The sequence below is a fragment of the Mesorhizobium sp. W016 genome, from assembly GCF_054719485.1.
Window position 1 is genome coordinate 4287044 of sequence record NZ_JBTTIF010000002.1, and the last position, 18891, is coordinate 4305934.

At 61.6% G+C, this 18891-nt stretch carries 18 protein-coding genes and 1 tRNA gene; 13 read left to right on the top strand and 6 right to left on the bottom strand.

Annotation, left to right across the window (positions count from 1 at the left end; all coding sequences use genetic code 11):
• The first annotated feature begins 207 nt into the window (after nucleotides 1-207).
• Both ACYG9V_RS21375 and ACYG9V_RS21380 read left to right on the top strand, forming a co-directional pair.
• Nucleotides 208-648 carry a VOC family protein gene (locus ACYG9V_RS21375; RefSeq protein WP_460222011.1) on the top strand — a complete coding sequence of 147 codons (441 nt, stop codon included), beginning with the start codon at nucleotides 208-210 and terminating at the stop codon, nucleotides 646-648.
• Nucleotides 649-780: 132 nt separating this feature from the next.
• Nucleotides 781-1074 (top strand): DUF2218 domain-containing protein, encoded by a 294-nt coding sequence (locus ACYG9V_RS21380; RefSeq protein WP_023735352.1) that lies wholly within the window; start codon nucleotides 781-783, stop codon nucleotides 1072-1074.
• Nucleotides 1075-1076: 2 nt separating this feature from the next.
• Here the strand turns inward: ACYG9V_RS21380 and ACYG9V_RS21385 are convergent, their stop codons facing one another.
• Together ACYG9V_RS21385 and ilvA are read right to left on the bottom strand one after the other, a co-directional pair.
• Nucleotides 1077-1664: a DUF1697 domain-containing protein gene (locus tag ACYG9V_RS21385; RefSeq protein WP_050591491.1), complete on the bottom strand. Its 588-nt coding sequence runs from the start codon at nucleotides 1662-1664 to the stop codon at nucleotides 1077-1079.
• The gene (ilvA, locus tag ACYG9V_RS21390) at nucleotides 1661-2917 is read right to left on the bottom strand and encodes a threonine ammonia-lyase IlvA (RefSeq protein WP_023735350.1); all 1257 of its coding nucleotides are present in this window, start codon (nucleotides 2915-2917) and stop codon (nucleotides 1661-1663) included. The genes ACYG9V_RS21385 and ilvA overlap by 4 nt, the downstream gene beginning before the upstream one ends.
• Before the next feature lie 124 nt (nucleotides 2918-3041).
• On the opposite strand from ilvA, the gene ACYG9V_RS21395 reads away from it, so the two are divergent.
• The 3 genes from ACYG9V_RS21395 to ACYG9V_RS21405 all read left to right on the top strand — a co-directional run bounded on the left by ACYG9V_RS21395 (nucleotide 3042) and on the right by ACYG9V_RS21405 (nucleotide 6916).
• The gene (locus ACYG9V_RS21395; protein WP_352670468.1) at nucleotides 3042-4445 is read left to right on the top strand and encodes an aminopeptidase P family N-terminal domain-containing protein; all 1404 of its coding nucleotides are present in this window, start codon (nucleotides 3042-3044) and stop codon (nucleotides 4443-4445) included.
• Nucleotides 4446-4545: 100 nt separating this feature from the next.
• Complete coding sequence (locus tag ACYG9V_RS21400; protein WP_023691199.1) at nucleotides 4546-5619, top strand: alpha/beta hydrolase; 1074 nt, start codon at nucleotides 4546-4548, stop codon at nucleotides 5617-5619.
• A gap of 133 nt (nucleotides 5620-5752) precedes the next feature.
• A complete protein-coding gene (locus ACYG9V_RS21405; protein ID WP_023734424.1) occupies nucleotides 5753-6916 on the top strand; it encodes an alpha/beta hydrolase in 1164 nt (387 codons plus the stop codon).
• Nucleotides 6917-6938: 22 nt separating this feature from the next.
• Here ACYG9V_RS21405 and ade read toward each other — a convergent pair whose 3' ends face one another.
• On the bottom strand, nucleotides 6939-8750 hold the full coding sequence (gene ade, locus ACYG9V_RS21410) for an adenine deaminase (RefSeq protein WP_352765319.1): 1812 nt from the start codon (nucleotides 8748-8750) through the stop codon (nucleotides 6939-6941).
• 261 nt (nucleotides 8751-9011) lie between these two features.
• Here ade and ACYG9V_RS21415 point away from each other — a divergent pair, with 261 nt between their 5' ends.
• The 5 genes from ACYG9V_RS21415 (at nucleotide 9012) to ACYG9V_RS21435 (ending at nucleotide 13561) form a co-directional block, all read left to right on the top strand.
• Nucleotides 9012-9863, top strand: coding sequence for an alpha/beta fold hydrolase (locus tag ACYG9V_RS21415; RefSeq protein WP_352765318.1), 852 nt, complete (start codon nucleotides 9012-9014; stop codon nucleotides 9861-9863).
• A 129-nt stretch (nucleotides 9864-9992) separates the two neighbouring features.
• Nucleotides 9993-10655 carry an outer membrane protein gene (locus tag ACYG9V_RS21420; protein WP_352535553.1) on the top strand — a complete coding sequence of 221 codons (663 nt, stop codon included), beginning with the start codon at nucleotides 9993-9995 and terminating at the stop codon, nucleotides 10653-10655.
• A 128-nt stretch (nucleotides 10656-10783) separates the two neighbouring features.
• Nucleotides 10784-10869, top strand: a tRNA-Leu gene (locus tag ACYG9V_RS21425).
• Nucleotides 10870-12174: 1305 nt separating this feature from the next.
• Nucleotides 12175-12366 carry a hypothetical protein gene (locus ACYG9V_RS21430; protein WP_023667524.1) on the top strand — a complete coding sequence of 64 codons (192 nt, stop codon included), beginning with the start codon at nucleotides 12175-12177 and terminating at the stop codon, nucleotides 12364-12366.
• A 946-nt stretch (nucleotides 12367-13312) separates the two neighbouring features.
• The gene (locus ACYG9V_RS21435) at nucleotides 13313-13561 is read left to right on the top strand and encodes a hypothetical protein (RefSeq protein WP_352765317.1); all 249 of its coding nucleotides are present in this window, start codon (nucleotides 13313-13315) and stop codon (nucleotides 13559-13561) included.
• On the opposite strand, the gene ACYG9V_RS21440 is transcribed toward ACYG9V_RS21435, so the two are convergent.
• Nucleotides 13558-14421, bottom strand: a complete 864-nt coding sequence (locus ACYG9V_RS21440) for an ATP-dependent DNA ligase (protein WP_352765315.1) — start codon at nucleotides 14419-14421, stop codon at nucleotides 13558-13560. The genes ACYG9V_RS21435 and ACYG9V_RS21440 overlap by 4 nt on opposite strands.
• A gap of 86 nt (nucleotides 14422-14507) precedes the next feature.
• Between ACYG9V_RS21440 and ACYG9V_RS21445 the strand changes: the two genes are divergently transcribed.
• Together ACYG9V_RS21445 and ACYG9V_RS21450 are read left to right on the top strand one after the other, a co-directional pair.
• Nucleotides 14508-14729, top strand: a complete 222-nt coding sequence (locus tag ACYG9V_RS21445; RefSeq protein WP_352765314.1) for a hypothetical protein — start codon at nucleotides 14508-14510, stop codon at nucleotides 14727-14729.
• Between the two features lie 724 nt (nucleotides 14730-15453).
• Nucleotides 15454-15642 (top strand): hypothetical protein, encoded by a 189-nt coding sequence (locus tag ACYG9V_RS21450; protein ID WP_023688348.1) that lies wholly within the window; start codon nucleotides 15454-15456, stop codon nucleotides 15640-15642.
• A gap of 253 nt (nucleotides 15643-15895) precedes the next feature.
• Here the strand turns inward: ACYG9V_RS21450 and ACYG9V_RS21455 are convergent, their stop codons facing one another.
• Nucleotides 15896-16867 carry an ATP-grasp fold amidoligase family protein gene (locus ACYG9V_RS21455; protein WP_352765313.1) on the bottom strand — a complete coding sequence of 324 codons (972 nt, stop codon included), beginning with the start codon at nucleotides 16865-16867 and terminating at the stop codon, nucleotides 15896-15898.
• An 88-nt stretch (nucleotides 16868-16955) separates the two neighbouring features.
• Nucleotides 16956-17534: an NUDIX domain-containing protein gene (locus ACYG9V_RS21460; protein ID WP_023688346.1), complete on the bottom strand. Its 579-nt coding sequence runs from the start codon at nucleotides 17532-17534 to the stop codon at nucleotides 16956-16958.
• Between the two features lie 143 nt (nucleotides 17535-17677).
• On the opposite strand from ACYG9V_RS21460, the gene ACYG9V_RS21465 reads away from it, so the two are divergent.
• Nucleotides 17678-18775 carry an NADH:flavin oxidoreductase/NADH oxidase gene (locus ACYG9V_RS21465; RefSeq protein ID WP_023748752.1) on the top strand — a complete coding sequence of 366 codons (1098 nt, stop codon included), beginning with the start codon at nucleotides 17678-17680 and terminating at the stop codon, nucleotides 18773-18775.
• The last annotated feature ends 116 nt before the right edge of the window (nucleotides 18776-18891 follow it).

Sequence of the window (18891 nt, forward strand, 5' to 3'; positions counted from 1 at the left end):
ACAGCAATGACGATCCATCAAGGCGGTCAACCGGTCGGCAATTTGCAAGGGATTTCGCCGAAATCGGCAACCACTTGTGTCCGGCGCTTTTGTCAGAGCCATCTGATTTTTCCAAAACCGGTGACCACTTTCAGTCCGATGCTCGTTGCCCTTCGGCGGGGTGGACCTTATGTTGCCTCGCAACCCAAACATCCCCGAGGAAATCCCATGCGCTACCTCCACACAATGGTCCGTGTCGCCGACGTCGATGTCTCGCTCGATTTCTACTGCAACAAGCTCGGCCTTAAGGAAGTGCGCCGCTACGAAAACGAGCAGGGCCAATTCACGCTGATCTTCCTCGCCGCCTCCGAGGATGTAGAAAGCGGCATCACTGAGAAGGCGCCGCTGATCGAACTGACCTACAATTGGGACCCGGAGGAGTACAAGGGCGGACGCAATTTCGGCCACCTCGCCTATGAGGTCGACGACATCTACGCCACCTGTCAGCATCTGATGGACAATGGCGTCATCATCAACCGGCCGCCGCGCGACGGCAACATGGCCTTCGTCAAGTCGCCGGACGGCATCTCCTTCGAACTGCTGCAGAAGGGCCCGGCCAAGCCCAAGGCTGAGCCGTGGGCATCGATGCCGAACACCGGCACCTGGTAGCGATCACGCCATCTTGAGCGAGGCGGCCGCGCCGACAAGCCGGCCCCTTTGCCATTTCGAGCAACGGCACCTATTTACCTGCCTGTCGCGCCAGCCAAGCAAAGCCAGTGCCTCACCCAGGAGAATTCATTTATGCCGACCAGCCGTGCCGATGTCTCCACCGCGTATGCCAGCCGCTATTTGCAGCAGTTGTGCAAGCACTGGGCGCACAAATTTCCCGTCGAGTTCGATCTGAACCACGGCACCATCGATCTGTCGCTCGGCCGCACGGTTCTCGATGCCGATGCGGCAGCGCTGCATATCACGGTGTCGACGGATGAAAGCGGATCGCTGGAGCGCATGGAGAGCGTCGTTGCCGATCACATCAAGCGCTTTGCCTTCCGCGAGGAGCTGACTTTCGAGTGGAAGCAGGCACCGGCGGCATAGCGTTATTTTGCACCGGCTTTGCCGGCCATCTCCAGCAGCGCCAGCACCGACCGCCAGTTGCGCGCGGTGCCCGGCACTTTCAGCATGCGCGGGATCAGCCCGGCGAACACCGATTTGCCGAGCCCGTCCGGCGCCTTGAGGTAAAGCACGTCGCCCTTGACCTCAAAGCTTTCCGGGCCGGTGCATTTTTCGGCAAGCTTGGCGATCTCGTCCGCCGTCGGCTGGCGCTCCAGCGTGTAGGCGTGCAGCTTGGTCGGATCGCCGGCGACTTCCGGATACGGATTCTCCTTCACCAACCGTTCGAACCAGGAGAGATCGCGCACCATGATGCGCGAATGAAAGCCCCATTTCTTCTCGAAAGCGGCTTCGATCTGTTTCGTCAGCGTGGCGGCGTCGCCCTTCCTGGCCCGGAACACGACATTGCCGCTCTGTACATAGCTGGCGACGTCCGAGAAACCGAACTCTTCGAAAAACGCTCGCAACTCCGCCATCTTGACGATGCGGTTGCCGCCGACGTTGATGCCGGAAAACAGCGCGACGAAGACCACCCTTCGCTCTTCGAGCTTCGGGTGGCAGGCTGTACCGCTCATATGATGAACCCGGCCAGGGTCTCGTTGTCGGTGATGTCCTGATAGTGCACGCCCTCGGCCTCGAAATTTGCCCTCAGCAGATCGAAGTTACGCCGGTCCCTGGTTTCGATGCCGATTAGCACAGAGCCGAAATTGCGTGCCGATTTCTTCAGATATTCGAAGCGGGCGATATCATCGTCGGGACCGAGCAGTTCGAGGAAGTCGCGCAGCGCGCCCGGCCGCTGCGGAAAGCGGATGATGAAGTATTTCTTCAGCCCCTCGAAGCGCAGCGCCCGCTCCTTCACGTCGGGCAGCCGCTCGAAATCGAAATTGCCGCCCGACACCACCGCGACGATGGTCTTGCCGCGGATTTCCTTGCGCGAAAAATCCTTCAACGCGTCGATCGCCAAGGCACCGGCCGGCTCCAGCACCACACCTTCGATGTTGAGCATCTCGATCATGGTGGCGCAGAGCCGGTTCTCAGGGATCAGCCGCACCGCCTGAGCGGCGAACTCCTTGAGGTGGCGCAACGGCTCGCGGCCGATCTCGGCCACCGCCGCGCCGTCGACGAAATTGTCGACATTGGCGAGCCGGACGCGCTTGCCGCTGGCGAGGCTCTGATGCAGGCTCGGCGCACCGGCCGGTTCGCAAAAGACGTAGCGCGCGTCACGTTGCTGATCGGCGAAATAGTGCGTCACCCCCGCGGCCAGGCCACCGCCGCCGACCGGCAGCATGATGATGTCGGGCATGCGCGCGCCTGGCATCTGGTCGGCGATCTCATAGGCGACCGTCGCCTGCCCCTCGATAATATCCTTGTGGTCGAAGGGCGGCACCATATGCGCGCCGGAACTTTCGGTGAATTCGAAGGCGGCGCGGTAGCAGTCGTCGAAGAAGTCGCCGACCAGCCTGATCTCGACGAAATCGCCGCCGAACAGCCGCGTCTTGTCGATCTTTTGCTGCGGCGTCGTCACCGGCATGAAGACCACGCCCTTCTTGCCGAAATGGCGGCAGACGAAGGCAAAGCCCTGCGCATGGTTGCCGGCCGAGGCGCAGACGAACAGCTCGGCCTCGTTGCCGGCGGCAAGCGCCTTGCGGAAAAAGTTGAAGGCGCCGCGGATCTTGTAGGAGCGCACCGGCGAAAGATCCTCGCGCTTCAACAGCACCCGAGCCCCCGTCTTCTTCGACAGATAGTCGTTTTCCTGCAGCGGCGTTTCGGGAAAGATCTCGCGGATCGCGGCTGCGGCGGTGGCGACACGGGAGGAGAAACTGTTCATGGCGCCGTCACCTCTGGATCGAATGGTTCGAAGGCGAAGCCTATTGCACAATTCGCCGTTTGCAGCCACCGATGCGGCGCGGCCGCTTTGACGCGCCAGCAGGAAATCCATTGGAGCCATCTTCATGCCTGTTTCGGCTGTCGCCCTGAAGACCGTAGACCTTCCTGAATTCGGCGAGCCAACAGTGATGCCGCTAGTTCAGCGGCGGACCTACGAAGCACGCATCGAGGCTCTGCTGGCGCGCGGCGCCAAGGCCGGGCTCGACGCCTTTGCCGTCTATGGCGACCGCGAGCACGCGGCCAATGTCGCCTATCTCAGTGGTTACGATCCGCGTTTCGAGGAGACGTTGCTGGTCATCGTCCCCGGCAGCCAGTCAAAGCTTCTCGTCGGCAATGAGGGCTGGGGCTATGCCGAAATCTGCGACGGGCCTTACGAGCGCGTCCTCTACCAGACCTTCTCGCTGCCGGCGCAGCCACGCGACCGCTCGGCCTCTCTATCCGACACGCTTGCCGCCTGCGGCCTGAAGGCCGGCCAGAAGATCGGCGCCATCGGCTGGAAGCCGTTCGGCCCCGGCGATGGCGGCTTTGGCGAGACGACGCTCGACCTGCCTTCCTTCATCGCCGATACGCTGCGCACACTGGCCGGCGACAGAGGCGCGGTGGTCAACGCCGCCAACCTGTTGATGAACCCATCCGACGGCCTACGCGCCATCAACGAGGCAGACCAATTGGCGTCCTTCGAATTCGCCGCGACTTTTTCCTCGCAGGGCCTGCGCAATGTGCTTGGGGGTATCGAGCCCGGCATGAGCGAATTGCGGGCCGCGCGGCTGATGGGGATCAACGGCCTGCCCCTGTGCTGCCACCCGATGCTGTCCGCCGGCAGGCGTGCGCCCTACGGCTTGCCTAGCCCGCGCCTCGACATCATCAAGCGCGGCGATCCTGTCACCATGGCCTATGGCATCCAGGGCTCGCTCAACGCCCGCGCCGGCTTCCTGGTCGAGAGCGCGGCCGAACTGCCGCGCGAGATAAGCGACTATGTCGAACAGCTGGTAGCGCCCTATTTCGCCGCCGTCGTCGACTGGTACGAGACCATCGGCATCGGCGTTGCCGGCGGAGCGCTGTGGAAAGCCGTGCATGACCGCATAGGCGACCCGTTCTTCGGCGTCTCGCTCAATCCCGGCCATCTCGTCCATATCGATGAATGGATGCATTCGCCGGTGTTTTCGGGCTCGGACATCAAGCTGCAATCGGGCATGGCGCTGCAGGTCGACATCATTCCGGCGACCGGAACCAGCTATTTCACCACCAACATCGAAGACGGTATCGCGCTTGCCGATGAGGCGTTGCGCGAGGAGATCGCGGCCCGTTATCCCGAGGCATGGCGCCGCATCGAGGCGCGCCGCGCCTTCATGGGCGATGTGCTCGGCATCAGGCTCAAGCCCGAGGTATTGCCCTTCTCCAACATCCCTGCGTTCCTGCCGCCATTCTGGCTTTCGCGCAACAGTGCGATGACCGTGGCTCGACGCTGACCACATTTCGGCTGGACACGACTTACTTCTGCCGCACTCTCACTGTCCGGGAGGTGCCGCGGGGGTATATGGGCCTTTTGGCCGGAGTGGAATTTTTGACGTGCGTTTGAAGACGATTTGCATTCTTGCACTTGCCCTGTTGATCGCCGGCTGCGGCGGCCGCAAAACCGAGGAACTGCTCGGCAGCGCCGTCATGTCCACGCCGGTGACCGAAATCTCGGGCAATCACTCGATCTTCATTGCCACCACACGCAAGAAATCCGACGATCCCAACAAAGTTTTCGACGGCGAACGCTCGGCGACGCTGAACTACGCCCGCGTCACCGTCACCGTTCCCGGCGTCCACCAGACCGGCCAGATCGAGCGCCGCTCGCGCGGCAAGTCGAACGACCCGGCGAAATACTTCATGGCTTCCGAGGTCGTCGGCTACGATGCGCAGCCCCAGTTCTCAAGCGCGCTCAATGCCGACATTGCCGCGCGCGGCGGCCGCGTCATGGTCTTCGTGCATGGCTACAACACCGGCTTCGACGACGCGGTCTACCGCCTGACCCAGATCGTCCACGATTCCGGCTATCCCGGCACGCCGGTGCTGTTTTCCTGGGCATCCGGCGCCAGAACCACCGACTATGTCTATGACAAGGAAAGCGCCAGCGCCGCCCGCGATCAGCTGGAGGTGACATTGCGCATGCTGCAGCAGTCCGGCGCGCGGCGCATCGACATCGTCGCCCACTCGCTCGGAACCTGGGTGACCATGGAAACGCTGCGCCAGATGGCCATCACCGGCGACCGCGATCTCGGCGGCAAGCTCGGCGATGTCGTGCTGGCCTCTCCCGACATCGACGTCGACGTCTTCAAGAGCCAGATGCGCCGCTACGGCAAGCCGGACAAGCCGTTCATCCTGCTGCTCTCCGACGACGACCGGGCGCTGCGGCTCTCAGGCCTGATTGCCGGCTCGCGGCCACGCGTCGGCGACTACAAGGATGCCGCCGACCTCGCCGCTTATGGCGTCACCGTGGTCGACCTTTCCAAGGTCAAGGGAGGCGACAGCTTCAACCACACCAAGTTCGCCGACAATCCCGAACTGGTGAAGATGATCGGCCAACGGCTGCGCGAGGATGACGGCTTTGCCAGCGACCAGACGGTGACCGACCGCATCAGCGCGCTCGGACAATAAGGCTGTTGCCTTGCGGCGACCGTCGCCGCGTGAGGTAGCGAATGCCGACCGGCCCGCTCACTTTCAACTGGACCGGACCGGTCTCTGCCTCTACGACATTGAAATCGGCGCCAATGCGCCAGCGGGAGCCCGCTTGAACGAGCGATGGAAGACTGTCCTGGTCCTTGCGTTCGCGCTCGCTGCCGCCGGCTGCGCCGGCCCCAACACCCATGACCTGTTGAACAAGACGACGGTTTCGGTGCCTGCCTCCGACATCGCGGCCACCCACGAAATCTTCGTCGCCACCACCCGCAAGCAGGCGACCAAGGACCCACGCCAGGTGTTCGATGGCGATCGCTCGCTGACCACCAGCTACGCCCGCGTCGACGTCACCGTGCCGAAGGTCCACCAGGTCGGCGCCATCGAGCGCGCCAAGGGCTCGGCAAATTCGAACCCGGCCAAGCAATTCACCGCCACCGACGTCGTCCACTATGGCGACGCCTCGCAATTCGCCAAGGCCGTCGGTGCCAACATCACCATGAATGGCGACCGCGCGCTGGTCTTCGTCCACGGCTTCAACAACGGCTTCGACGACGGGGTCTACCGGCTGACGCAGATCGCCCACGACACCGAATATCCCGGCACGCCGATCCTGTTTTCGTGGGCTTCGAGCGGCAAGACCACGGGCTATATCTACGACAAGGACAGCGCCAACGCCGCGCGCGACGACCTCGAGGCGACGCTCAGGATGCTCGCCAAGACAAAGGTCAAGAGCATCGACATCATCGCGCATTCGATGGGAACCTGGGTGACGATGGAAGCGCTGCGCCAGCTCGCCATCACCGGCGACCGCGATCTCGACGGCAAGCTCGGCCGTGTCGTCCTGGCATCGCCCGATATCGATGTCGACGTCTTCAAGAAGCAGATGATCCGCTACGGCAAGCCCGACAGGCCGTTCGTCATCCTGCTTTCCGCCGACGACCGTGCTCTGAGACTGTCCAGCCTGCTATCCGGCGACAAGCCGCGCGTCGGCGACTACGGCAACGCCGCCGACATTGCCAGTTACGGCGTCGTTGTGGCCGACCTCAGCCAGATCAAGGGCGGCGACCGCCTGAACCACGCCAAATTCGCCGACAACCCGTTCCTGGTGCAATTGCTCGGCGACCGTCTGCGCGCTCCAGCCGGCCTGGCATCGGACGAACCCACGCAGGGCCAGATCGACAATCTCGGCCGAGGCCTCGGCAAGGCAGTCGGATCCGTCGCCGAGATCATCATCACCACGCCATTCAAGGTGCTGACCATCGCCACCGGCGGATGAGAGCCAAGCACCGGGGCTGATCTCAGATAAACAAACCGACCTTCTGGAACGTCGTCACGTCGATCAGGCCGACATCGGAAATCCTGAGCTCCGGAATGACGACCAGCGCCAGCAGCGAGTGCTGCATGTAGGCGTTGTTGAGCGAGCAGCCCATCTTGCGCATTGCTTCGGTGAGTTTCTCGGCCTTGGCCGCCACGATTTCGGCGCGCTCGTCCGACATCAGCCCGGCGATCGGCATTTCGACAAGCGCCAGTTCCTTGCCCTTTGAAAACAGCACCACGCCGCCACCGACCTCGCCCAGGCGGTTGACGGCCAGCGCCATGTCTTCCTTGTTGGTGCCGACGCAGATGATGTGGTGGGCATCATGTGCGACGCTCGACGCCATGGCGCAGTCGCCCATATAGCCGAAGCCTGAGACGAAGGCATTGGTGACGCCGCCGGTGCCGCGGTGGCGCTCGACCAGCGCGATCTGGCAGATGTCGTTGCGGCGGTCCATGGCGACCAGCCCGTCCTCGACCGGCAGGTCGGCCTCCAGCGCCCGCGTCGGCGCCTGGTTTTCGATCACGCCGATGACCCGCACCCGCACCTCGTTGGCGCCCTTGGGCGCCGCAATGTCGAAGTCGCCTGGCTTCAGCTTCTTGCCGAGCTTGACGGTGTTCTTCGCCGATTTGGGGTAATCATAGGCCGGAATGTCGATCTCGAGCTTGCCGCCCTTGGCCAGCCTGATACCGCGGCCATAGACCTCGTCGATGGTCATGGCGGCAAGATCGGAGACGATCAGCAGATCAGCCAGCCGTCCCGGCGCGATCGAGCCCAGTTCGCGCTCCAGCTTGAAATGCTGGGCGGTATTCAGCGTCGCCATCTGGATCGCCGTCACCGGCTTCAATCCCTGTTGGATGGCGTGGCGGACCACCCGGTCCATATGGCCTTCATGCACCAGCGTGCCGGAATGGCTGTCGTCGGTGCACAGGATGAAGTTGCGCGGGTCGAGACCGCTCTCGGTCACCGCCTTGATCTGCGAGGCAACATCGTACCAGGCCGAGCCCAGCCGCAGCATTGCCTTCATGCCCTGGCGCACACGGGCGATTGCGTCCTCGGCGCGCGTGCCTTCATGGTCGTCCTCCGGCCCGCCGGCGACATAGCCATGGAACGGCAGGCCGAGATCGCGCGACGCGTAGTGGCCGCCGACCGTCTTGCCGGCCTTGATCGTTGCGGCGATCTCGCCCGACATGACCGGATCATTGGCGATGACGCCGGGAAAATTCATGACTTCGCCGAGCCCGATGATGTTTTCCCAGGTCATCGCTTCCGCGACATCGGCGACCGTCAGTTCGGCCCCGGCATGCTCCAGCCCCGGCGCGGACGGCACGCAGGATGGCATCTGGACGTGCACGTTGATCGGCATGGCGACGGCCTCGTCATGCATCAGCCGCACGCCGGGCAGACCCAGCACATTGGCGATCTCGTGCGGATCGATGAACATCGAGGTGGTGCCGTGCGGGATGACAGCGCGGCAGAACTCGGTCACCGTCACCATGCCGCTCTCGACATGCATATGCGCGTCGCACAGGCCGGGCACGAGATAGCGGCCGCCGGCATCGACCACCTTGGTGCCCTGGCCGATGGCATGGCTGGCATTCGGCCCGCAATAGGCGAAGCGGCCGCCTGAGATTGCGATGTCGGTGCCGGCTATGATTTCGCCGGAATGCACGTTCACCCAGCGGCCGTTTCGGATGACGAGGTCGGCCGGCTTGCGCCCCGTTGCGACGTCGACCAGATGCGTCGCCATCTCGGTCCAGGGCTTGGGTTTCGTCGCCGACGGCTGCTTGGCCATGAAAAACTCCTGTTTGCCCGACTGTGCCAAGCCGGCAAGGTTTTGGCCAGCGATCACGGACGAAATCCGTCGATGAGAATTCGCCCGGGCGGATGCGCCGCACCTGCTCACCCCGAGGGCAGGCATCAGTGGTGCGGTCATTCAGTTTGGCTTGTGCCGCCACTTATGCTACCATTCTGGCTATGGTGCTGATTTGCGCCGACGACCCGCCGCGAGGCGGGTTTTTGTTGTGATGAGCCCGAAACCTCCTGAGGTGAAGTCATGATCCGGTTCCTGAAAGCACTCGCCTTCGTCACCCTGTTCCTGATCTCGGGCGGCTTTGTATCCGCCGAGGAACGTTGGAAGACCTTGCCGGAGCCGGCGGCGATGCCCAAACCGGATCAGAGCGGGTATGCGCCGGTCAACGGCATCCAGATGTACTATGCCGTTTTCGGCGCCGGTGATCCGATTCTCCTGATCCATGGCGGCCTTGGCCATGGCGACATCTGGGCAAGCCAGGTGGCGACGATGTCCAAGACGCACAAGGTGATCATTGCCGACAGCCGCGGCCATGGCCGTTCTACCCGCACCGAGCAAGCTTACGGCTATGACCTCATGGCGTCGGACTATCTTGCGCTGCTCGACTATCTCAAGATCGACAAGACCGCTCTTGTCGGCTGGAGCGACGGCGGCATTATCGGCATCGACATCGCGCTGCATCATCCGGAGCGGCTGACACGGCTCTTTGCGCAGGCCGCCAACGTCACCACCGATGGCGTCGATCCGGGTGTGCTGACCAACAAGACCTTTGCCGCCTACATCGACCGCTCGGGCCGCGACTACAAGAAACTGGCGAAGACTCCCGACCAGTACGATGCCTTCGTGGCGCAGATCAGCCACATGTGGGAGTCGGAGCCGGCCTGGACCAAGGAGCAGCTCGGCAAGATAACCACGCCGACCGCGATCGTTGCCGGCGACCATGACGAGGCGATCAAGCGCGAACACACCGAATACATGGCCTCCGTCATTCCGGGCGCCAAGCTCATCATCCTGCCCAACGCCAGTCATTTCGCCATGGTGCAGGCGCCGGACGAATATAGCCAGGCGGCGCTGGACTTCATCGACGCCAAATAGCGCCCCCAAAATAGAGCACCCCAGCACAGCAACGGGTGCTTCCGATTGTTGAACAATGGGTTCCGTTTTGCGGCGAATAGGATTACCTTCCGGCAAGGCGCCTTCTTAACCGCCTTTTCGGAGAACTCGATGCGCTGTCTGACCATTGCCAGTGCCGGATTTCTGATTGCTCTGGCCGGGCCGGCATTCGCCGCCGACCCGATGGCGGTGCCGATGACCGAACCAGGCTTCGACTGGACCGGCTACTATGCCGGCCTGCAGGCCGGCTACGGCTGGGGCCAGTCCGACATATCAGTGACGGAAGGCGCGCCGTTTTCCATCTCGCCCGATATTGACGGCGGTTTCGTCGGGGGCCATGTCGCCGGGCTGTGGCAGTTCGACCAGGCAGTGCTCGGCGCCGAGGCGGAGCTCAATTATTCCGCCGTCGACGGTACGGCGGTATCAGGCCTTGGAAGCACATTCCGCACGGACATCAAGTGGTTCGGATCTGTCGACGCCAAAGCGGGCTTCGCCATGGACCGCGTGCTGGTCTACGGCGTCGGCGGCGTCGCCTTTGCCGGCATCGAAACTTCGCAAGTGGCGGGCGCGTCGTTCGCCGGCACACGCACCAATGTCGGCTGGACCTTGGGTGCCGGCGTCGACTACGCGCTGACCGACAAATTCATCGTCGGCGCGCAATATCGCTATTACGATTTCGGCTCCGAGCACTATGACGTGGCGGAACCCTTCAACGATCGCGATCAGGATGTGAAGCTGAACGCGGTCGGTATCAATCTCAGCTACAAATTCTGAGCGTTCTCGGCGACTGAGATTTTCGCCACAACCAATTGTTTTGAAATCACGAACCACCTTTCATGAGTTCGACACTCGGCAAAAGATGGCTTGACGGGTTTTCGCTGGCGTCTGAAAAGGGCTGGCCTGCGGACGTGGCGGAATTGGTAGACGCAAGGGACTTAAAATCCCTCGATCTCTGATCGTACGGGTTCGATTCCCGTCGTCCGCACCAAATTGAAATGCTTAGGATTCGTTCTGTAAGAACTCACTGGCTACCATAGAAAAGGCTGACGCGGGTAGCCGTAGAGCCGGGATACAAAGCCGGGAACTGCCATGCTGGATTTTCAAGACTTGGTCGCTCATAGGGAAGCTCTGCTAAATGAGCAGTTGAGGCCGAGATGCAGGAAAGCCTAGCTAGACTTCAAGACACCTGCGGTTGGAAAACAGGGGCCCGCTTTCACACCTCACGAACAACCAACTAAGGATGGTCGGGCGGCGTTGGCAAAAGCACTGTCAGCCTTCATCAATTCGGCCGGTGTTTTGGTGTTCGGTATTGGCTGCCGTAAGAACAGTGACGGGCTGACTGCGCAACTGCGCTTGAGCCAATCCCGAACTGGAAAGTAGCCCCTTCGGTCGTAAGCTCGGCAGTTGGGGATTTACTGCATCCGAAAAACGACGGTATCCGCGTCGCTGGATTTGCATCGAATGCCGACCAAAACGCCGAGTTCATGGTCGTCGACGTGCCACGGTCGGAAACGTCGACCACACCGCAGCCTCAAAAGCTATATTACAAGCGTGCTGGTAGCTCTTCATACGCTATGGAGCATGTCGACATCGAGGGTGCCTTTCGAAGGATCTCCGTACCGGAACTTACAATGAAGGCCGACATGAGAAATACGCGTCGTCCGGCCTTGACGGTCATTATGAGATCAGGATGTGGCCGCAGAACGGGAGCCGGCTGGGGCCGCAGCGGCCTCAACCCGGTGGGCATGCTCCGTCGCGATTTTAAGAAGAGTTGCAGCCGTTTCCTGTGGCGTCCAACCTTGCGCTTCTGACGCAGTCACCAAGGCCGCAAACGCGGCTTCTAATGCGACTTCACAGTTCACCTCACGGTCTGGGCTATCCTCTGGCAATATCGGGGGTTCGACGGATTGGGACATCGTGACTTCTTTCAAAGGGGAAAAACCCGCCGCCCCAGCCTTTTGCCACTCAAACATTTCAGCAAAGGATCATTCCAGCTATCAGCAGCGTGATTAGAACTGACAACGGCACGGCCAGAAGACCGACCAACTCAACATTTCTTGTGTTTTGTCGCTTGTCCATCTTCGTCGCCCGCATGTCGTTGGCTTTGACATCTTGCCGTCAACGTGCAGCTGTTGGAACCAACCACAAGTGCCGCTGATCGGAGATTCAGTCGGTGCTGCATATTAGCAACACATTGTGGAACGATCGGGCGGCATCAGCCAATTGCTTTTGAATGCCCTTGCACTTGCTTCGTACGATTCCGTACAGTTTCCCCCATTGGGGGAGGCGGCCGATGGACCATGACGAGGAAGGCTACAGCATTGACGCCTTCGATTTCGATGTGGTGTGCGAGACCTTCAGGAGATCCGTTCGGGAGCTGAACCTGGCTGAAGAGCATTGGGTAGACCACGCGAAGGCGCTCCTACGGGAATTCACCGACAGCGCACCTGATGACGACATGATTAGCCGGATCGTCGGGCGCTAGTGGCCTATACAGCCCTAGTTGGTTAGAATCGTACCCCGGTCCTGCCACGGAAACCTTTTCCAAGGTTTGCCGCGTCATAGAGGCGTCACAGAAGCTCTTGGAACAGATTGCCCAGCGCGGAGGGCCCTATGACGAAAAAGCTCGCCACCGTGAGGCAGCGGGCAGTTTTGGGACAAACAGAAATGGGAACAATGGACCCCCGAATTGCCAACGGGCCATCGCCAATGCCGTCAGAGAGCCCTGCCTGGACGTGTGGCGTCCTGTCCGGCCCTCGCCATTGATTTCGTCGGCAAGCTTGTCTTTGGCCTCGTCATAGGAGTTGGCATCGGGATGGCAATCGCCGGCTGCCAAGGATGCCGGGCCGCTGGCCGACCCATCAGTCAGGCGTCCGTAGCCAGAGCGTTATAAAGCAGCAAACACGCCAGGATAGGAACGGCGCTGCCTAGCAGCTGGTCTGCCGTGAGGCCGGAAAAATAGACAAGATGAAACGTCACCATCGCTCTACCGATCACGGTCGGAACACTGCCGAATTAACCGTTAGCCGACGCTAATGTTCCGCTCTGGACTCACTACCGCTTTGGAAGAATCCTGCCGCAGCGATCAGCGCCCCGCCGACCTTGATCTCAACGTCGGTGCCACAAGGCTTTCCTTCGTTCGCATGGTTCGCAGAGATTAGCACGATCGCATACTCTCATCTCATCCGGCGTCGTCTCCCTCACAAAGCAGCGCCGGTAAGGCTCGGCGACCTTCTTGTTTGTCCCGTGTGCCAAAGGAGGTCGCCGGGCCTGCCGTTGCTCATCTTTGCTGGTGGTTGCTCCTTATGGCTGCGCTTGGCGCCGTCGCCCTACTGCTACCTGCGGGATAAGGCCGGCGAGCCCTCTTGTCAGGCAGTCCGGCATGTAGGATTATAGTCCTCGTTGCGGCGACCCCTCAATGGAGAGCGCCAATGGCCAGAACCAAACCTTCGGAACAACTTTCCCGGGCTGAAATCGAGCAGTTCCTGGCGGCAGCCGAAGCGCTGCACAAGAGCATCGTCGGGCCGCTCCTGGCGTACCACGGCGAGCACTACCAAGCTCTACGTAAGGTCCATGGACCCCTGTTGAAGTCGATCGAGACCATCACCGGCCAGAGGGCGAAGTTCATCCAGTGGAACGGGACAGGACCGGCACAGCCCCGGGACAAGCCTCCGGGCTAAGTCTCCTCCCGGAAATCCAGCAGCTTGGCATGGCGAAGCTTCTCCTCGCCCTTCAGGAACCGCACGCGGCCGACCAGGCCCGGCTTTAGCCATTCGGCCTTGTCACTCTTGAGCCCTTTCGGCGCCGGCCCGCCAATCTTGCCTTGCACGCGGTCCCATAGGCGCTGGCGCTTGTCCGCCTTGAAGGTGACGAAGGCGCCGCCGGCATAGTGGCCTTTGTCGGCCATCAGCACCATGGCAGGCTTGCCGGCCTCGCGCTGCACGCCGATGATGTCCATCTCCTTTTCGGCATAGCACTTGATCTTGCGCCAGTTCGTCGTCGGACCCGACCGATACTTGCTGCCCTTCCGCTTTGAAACGATACCTTCAAGCCCAGCCTGGTCGACCAGATGAAAGACGGCGTCGCCAGTGCCCGGCATCGCTTCGCTGAACTGGATTCGGCCGCCGTCCGGGATCAACGCCCGGAGGATCTCGCGACGGTCTTCCACCGGCGTGTTCCGCAAGTCATGCCCGTTCAGATGCAAGAGGTCGAATGCTAGCAGATACAGATCGCGCGACGGCTTGCGGCTGGTCGCGGCTGATTGATGCGCATGGAAGTCGGATAGGCCAGCCTCATTGATCGTAATGGTCTCGCCGTCGATGATGAAGTCTTTCGCCTCGATCGCTTCCGCCTCACCGGCAAGTTGGATGTAGCGGCCCGTCCAATCATAACCGTTCTTGGTGATCAGCCGAATCCCGTCATCATCCTTGATGACCTGGGTGCGGTAGCCACCGAATTTGATCTCATGAATCCAATCATCGCCCATCGGCGGCGTGTCGACCAGTTCGGGTTCCATAGGCTTGATGAATTTCAGACGCATGCACTGACTCGCAGAACCACGACTTCAATTAGCTATCGCTAAATTAGTTCCGGAACATTTTAGACGAATTGGATGTTTGAAGGGCTATGAAGATCGAAGCCGACCAATGCCGGGCAGCGCTGACGCTCATCCGGCGCACAATGGAAGAGCACTGTCCTCCTGGCGTGCTGCCGAGCGAAGAGATGGTCAATGGGCTCTATGGTCCGGAACTGATCCATGAGGCGGAAGCCATTGCCGCCGGCATCGTCGCAACCATTGACCAGCTGCAATTGCCCGTGATGAAACCGCCGTCCCCTAGTATCGAATAGAGACCGACACAGGGAAGGTCGCTTGGCCGCGCGATCGTGGGCTCGCAACGACCGGCGAGGCGATGCCGGCCTCACCAAGGGTTACAGCCCCTCGACCAGCAGCGAAGGCGGCTCGCGGCAGTGCAACGCCCGAAGTGTTTCGAGACGACGATGGCCACCGAGCGTAGCCAGCGCGCGTTGTGCTGCACAAGGACCGAGGCAGCGGCACGGCCGCCCGGGCTACTCCAAAGGCGGCTCTTCGCTCTGTGGAGCCAAAACGGTGATATCCATCCTGGCGATTGTCGATGCGGCGTGCCCCTGGGCGCCAGAATCCGTGTCGCCACTTTCTGCCGCCATTGCCTTGGCGCGATGTCCTACGCTGTCTGCGCTTTTGCCTGGCGCAAATCCTTCGCCCGGTTCTGTCTTTGCGGGTTTCGGTCGAGTTTCAGCTGCCTGCCGATGTTGGTTTCCAATCGCCGAGACCATTGATACCTCCCCTTGATGAGGCCGCGACTGTACCTGTCAAGGCTGTAGCGAGGCTGATCACTTAAGTGGTCGGGTTGCGCCCGCTCGTAGTGGCCCTCCGATCACTGGGCTCTCGATGCCTTGGCGCTCGCGGACGTCTGGCCGGGTGGGAAGTTCAAACTCAGCCGCCCTTTGCGGCACCGGCTTCGCCCGACAATTAGGAACGATTTCGCCCGCCATGTGTTACGCAATCATGAATCTCGCGGATCCCGGATCAACAATGGCAACCGATCTTTTCACGATGCAACTCGCTGATGCTCAGCAACGCATCAAACAGACCGAGTTCGCGCTGGTACTCAGCGAGAAAATGGTGGCTGAGAACCTCGCTTTATCCAGCAGGATACGATCGGCGAGGCGGCGTGTCCTGAAGGCCGGAAGGCCTCTGGCGACAGTCGACTCAACAAGCTGAAAGAGTTCTTCAAATGATCTCGACCCAGTCGGGACGTGGGAGAGCTTGCCGGTAACCTTAGCGGCAATTGGCCGCGTCGCAGCAGGAAGCGCGCCGAAAACTTGCTCGACGAAGACTGCGGCGTCGCTATGAACGTTACGGCTCAGTTGAGGCAGCACTTCGAAATCACGGCTATTGACCTGCTGAGCTATCAGTTTCCCTCGATCTCTAATGGTATGGGTTCTCCGCACCACCCTTCGCTCTTCGAGCCATCTCAAACGTCGAGATAGCCGGCGGCGACGAGCATTGCCTTGTACCGTTTGGCAAATCGGCTGGGCAAACGGCTGAGGTAAGCTGACGCGCCAATATCCCAATGCGCGCCCAGTTCGCGGTCGAAGGCAGCCGGGTCGAATTGCAGCAAGCCGCTGCGTGGGTAGACCGTGAATTCTCCGAAGATCGGCTCCCCCTCCTCCTCGTAGAAATCGACACGCACCATGTCGAACTCGCTGCCGAGCACCTCGGCTGCCTCGATCATCCGCGCCAGGCTCTTGGGAGGGGGAATTTCCAGGCTCGAGTCGATCGCGCCCTGGACGATGTTCAGCGGGCGCCAATCGCGATCCAGGTGGGCGGTATTCTTGACCGTGGAACGGAAGGCGACGACGACAATGTAGGCGACGTGGCCAGCCAGCACACAGAATTTGTAGTCGACCGGGTCATAATCCTGGTCCTTGCCGACAAGGGCTTCGACGAAAACCCGCCGCTCTATGTGCGCATAGCTGCGCTCCAGCTTGCGGGCGCCATAGGTTTGGCCAAGGTATTCCGTCATCTCGGCAATGATCGCCTCCCGGTCGGCGTTGGCCGGATCACGAACGATGACATTCATGGCGCAACCGTGGTTGCATTTGACGGCGTAGGGGATTTTCAGGTCATCGAAAGGGATCTGGCGCGGATCGTCGCCCTGCCACAGCACCTCAGGGATGGCGAGCCCGGGAAGCCGCTCCCTGACGATTTCCTTGGACTTGAGCTTGTCGAGAAGGCCGGTAAAGCGAGGATCGTCATCGAAAATCTTGCGCCAGTGGATCTTTTCCGTGAACGTCACCGGGGCTGCAAAATTCGGCAGATGCCGCATCCGCTCAAGGAAACGCTGGGTCAACCGGCGATAGCGGACAAGCAGCGCGGCGTTCAGCAACAGGAGAGATGCCCGCGCGCTGTTTCGCTTCAGCCATGCCTTTGCGCCACGCGCCATTCCGGTGTCCTTGCAACTTGCGCAACTTCATCCGCGAAGTGGACGGCCACCCTGCCCGCAGCAGTGAGGCACGTCGAGCTTCGCCGAGCTAGCCCTTCATCGGGTACAGTTTCAAATGCTGGATCAGGATGATCGTCTTGGCGTCGATGATGCGGCCGTCTGAAATGCCGGCCAGCGCTTCATCAAGCCGCATTTCCAGAACCTCGATGTCCTCGCCCTCGTCGGCCGCGCCGCCGCCGGCCGAGATGCGGTCGGCGGGTGAATAGCGCGCCACGAAGAACCACAGCCGTTCGGTGACGCTGCCCGGGCTCATATAGGGGGAAAACAGCCGCTCGATGTTCTGTAGGCGATAGCCGAGCTCTTCCTCGGCCTCCTTGAGGATGGCGGTTTCGGGATCGTTTTTGTCGAGCAGGCCGGCGCAGGCCTCGATCAGCGGTTCGCGGTGGCCGGTGACGTAGGCGGGGTAGCGGAACTGCCGCACCAGAAGCACCGTCTGACGCTCGGGATCGAAAGGCAGGATCACCGCGCCGTCGCCACGATCGTAGGTCTGGCGAATCTGCGTCTCCCACTGCCCGTCGCGCCGACGGTAATCGAGAACAGTCTTCTTCAGGACCGCCCAGTCGTCGGACAGGACTTCCTCCGAGCGGATGCGGATACGATCTTCCATGATGAGCTCCAAGCTGTCGGCGCCATGGCGTAACCGCGAACGGTTTTGCGCGCAACCGAAACGGCGAAGCTTTCACCGCCTCATGTCTGGTGCCGGCAACTGCCATCGCCTAAATAGCTGCAGTCCCTCTCCGGAGTTTTTTGATGACCGCAGCGCTTTTCCAGCCGATCGCCCTCGATGGCCTGACCTTTCCGAATCGTATCGCGGTGGCGCCGATGTGCCAGTATTCCGCCGAAGATGGCTCGGCCAGCGACTGGCATCTCTATCACTGGATGAACCTGGCGATGTCGGGCGCCGGCATGGTCACCGTCGAGATGACCGACGTCGAACGGCGCGGCCGCATCACCCATGGCTGCCTCGGCCTCTATTCCGACGACAACGAGGCGGCCGCCCGGCGCACGCTGGATGCAGCAAGGCGCGTCGCCGCGCCGGAAACGAAATTCGGCATTCAGCTTGCCCATGCCGGCCGCAAGGCCTCCAACCGAAAGCCCTGGGAAGGCGGCGGCCCATTGCAGCCGGGCGAGGATCCATGGCAGACCGTCTCGGCCTCGGCCATCGCCTATGACACCGGCTGGAATGTGCCGCATGCGCTGGAGGAGGATGAAATCCTGCAGCTTATCGAGCGCTTCACTCAAGCCGCGAGGCGGGCCGAGCGCGCCGGCTTCGACTTCCTCGAGTTGCACGCCGCGCACGGCTATCTGATCTTCCAGTTCCTGTCGCCGCTTTCCAACCAGCGCACCGACCGCTGGGGCGGCTCGCTGGAAAACCGCATGCGCTTCCTCATCGAGATCGCCAAATCGGTGAGGAAGGCAGTTCCAAACCTGATGCTTGGCGCCCGCCTGTCGGTGAAGGACTGGGTCGATGGCGGCTTCGAGGTCGAAGAGGCGATCGAGGTGGCCAAAGCCTTGAAGGCGCTTGATGTTGCCTATATCTGCTGTTCGAGCGGCGGCAATTCGCCGTTGCAGAAGCTGCCGACCGGCGCCGGCTATCAGGTGCATCTGGCCGAAGCGGTGCGCAAGGGCGCCGGCATCCCGACACGGGCTGTCGGCCTGATCGACGATCCCGCGCAGGCAGAGGCGATCGTCGCCGACGGCCGCGCCGACATGGTCGCGCTGGCCCGCGCCTTCCTCGCCGATCCGCGCTGGGGCTGGCGCGCCGCCGCCACCTTCAGCGAGAAAATCCATCCCGCGCCACAGCTCGCCCGCTCGGTGACGACGATGCAGCATTGGACGAAGGGCTGAACAGGCAGCGCCGACGGATGCGCCAAACGCATCTGCTGGACAGATTGCCGCAGCTTCGCTTTAATCCGCCCGCTATGGTCCCTGGGGGCAGGCCGCCTTGGCGGCCGGGTTGGGAG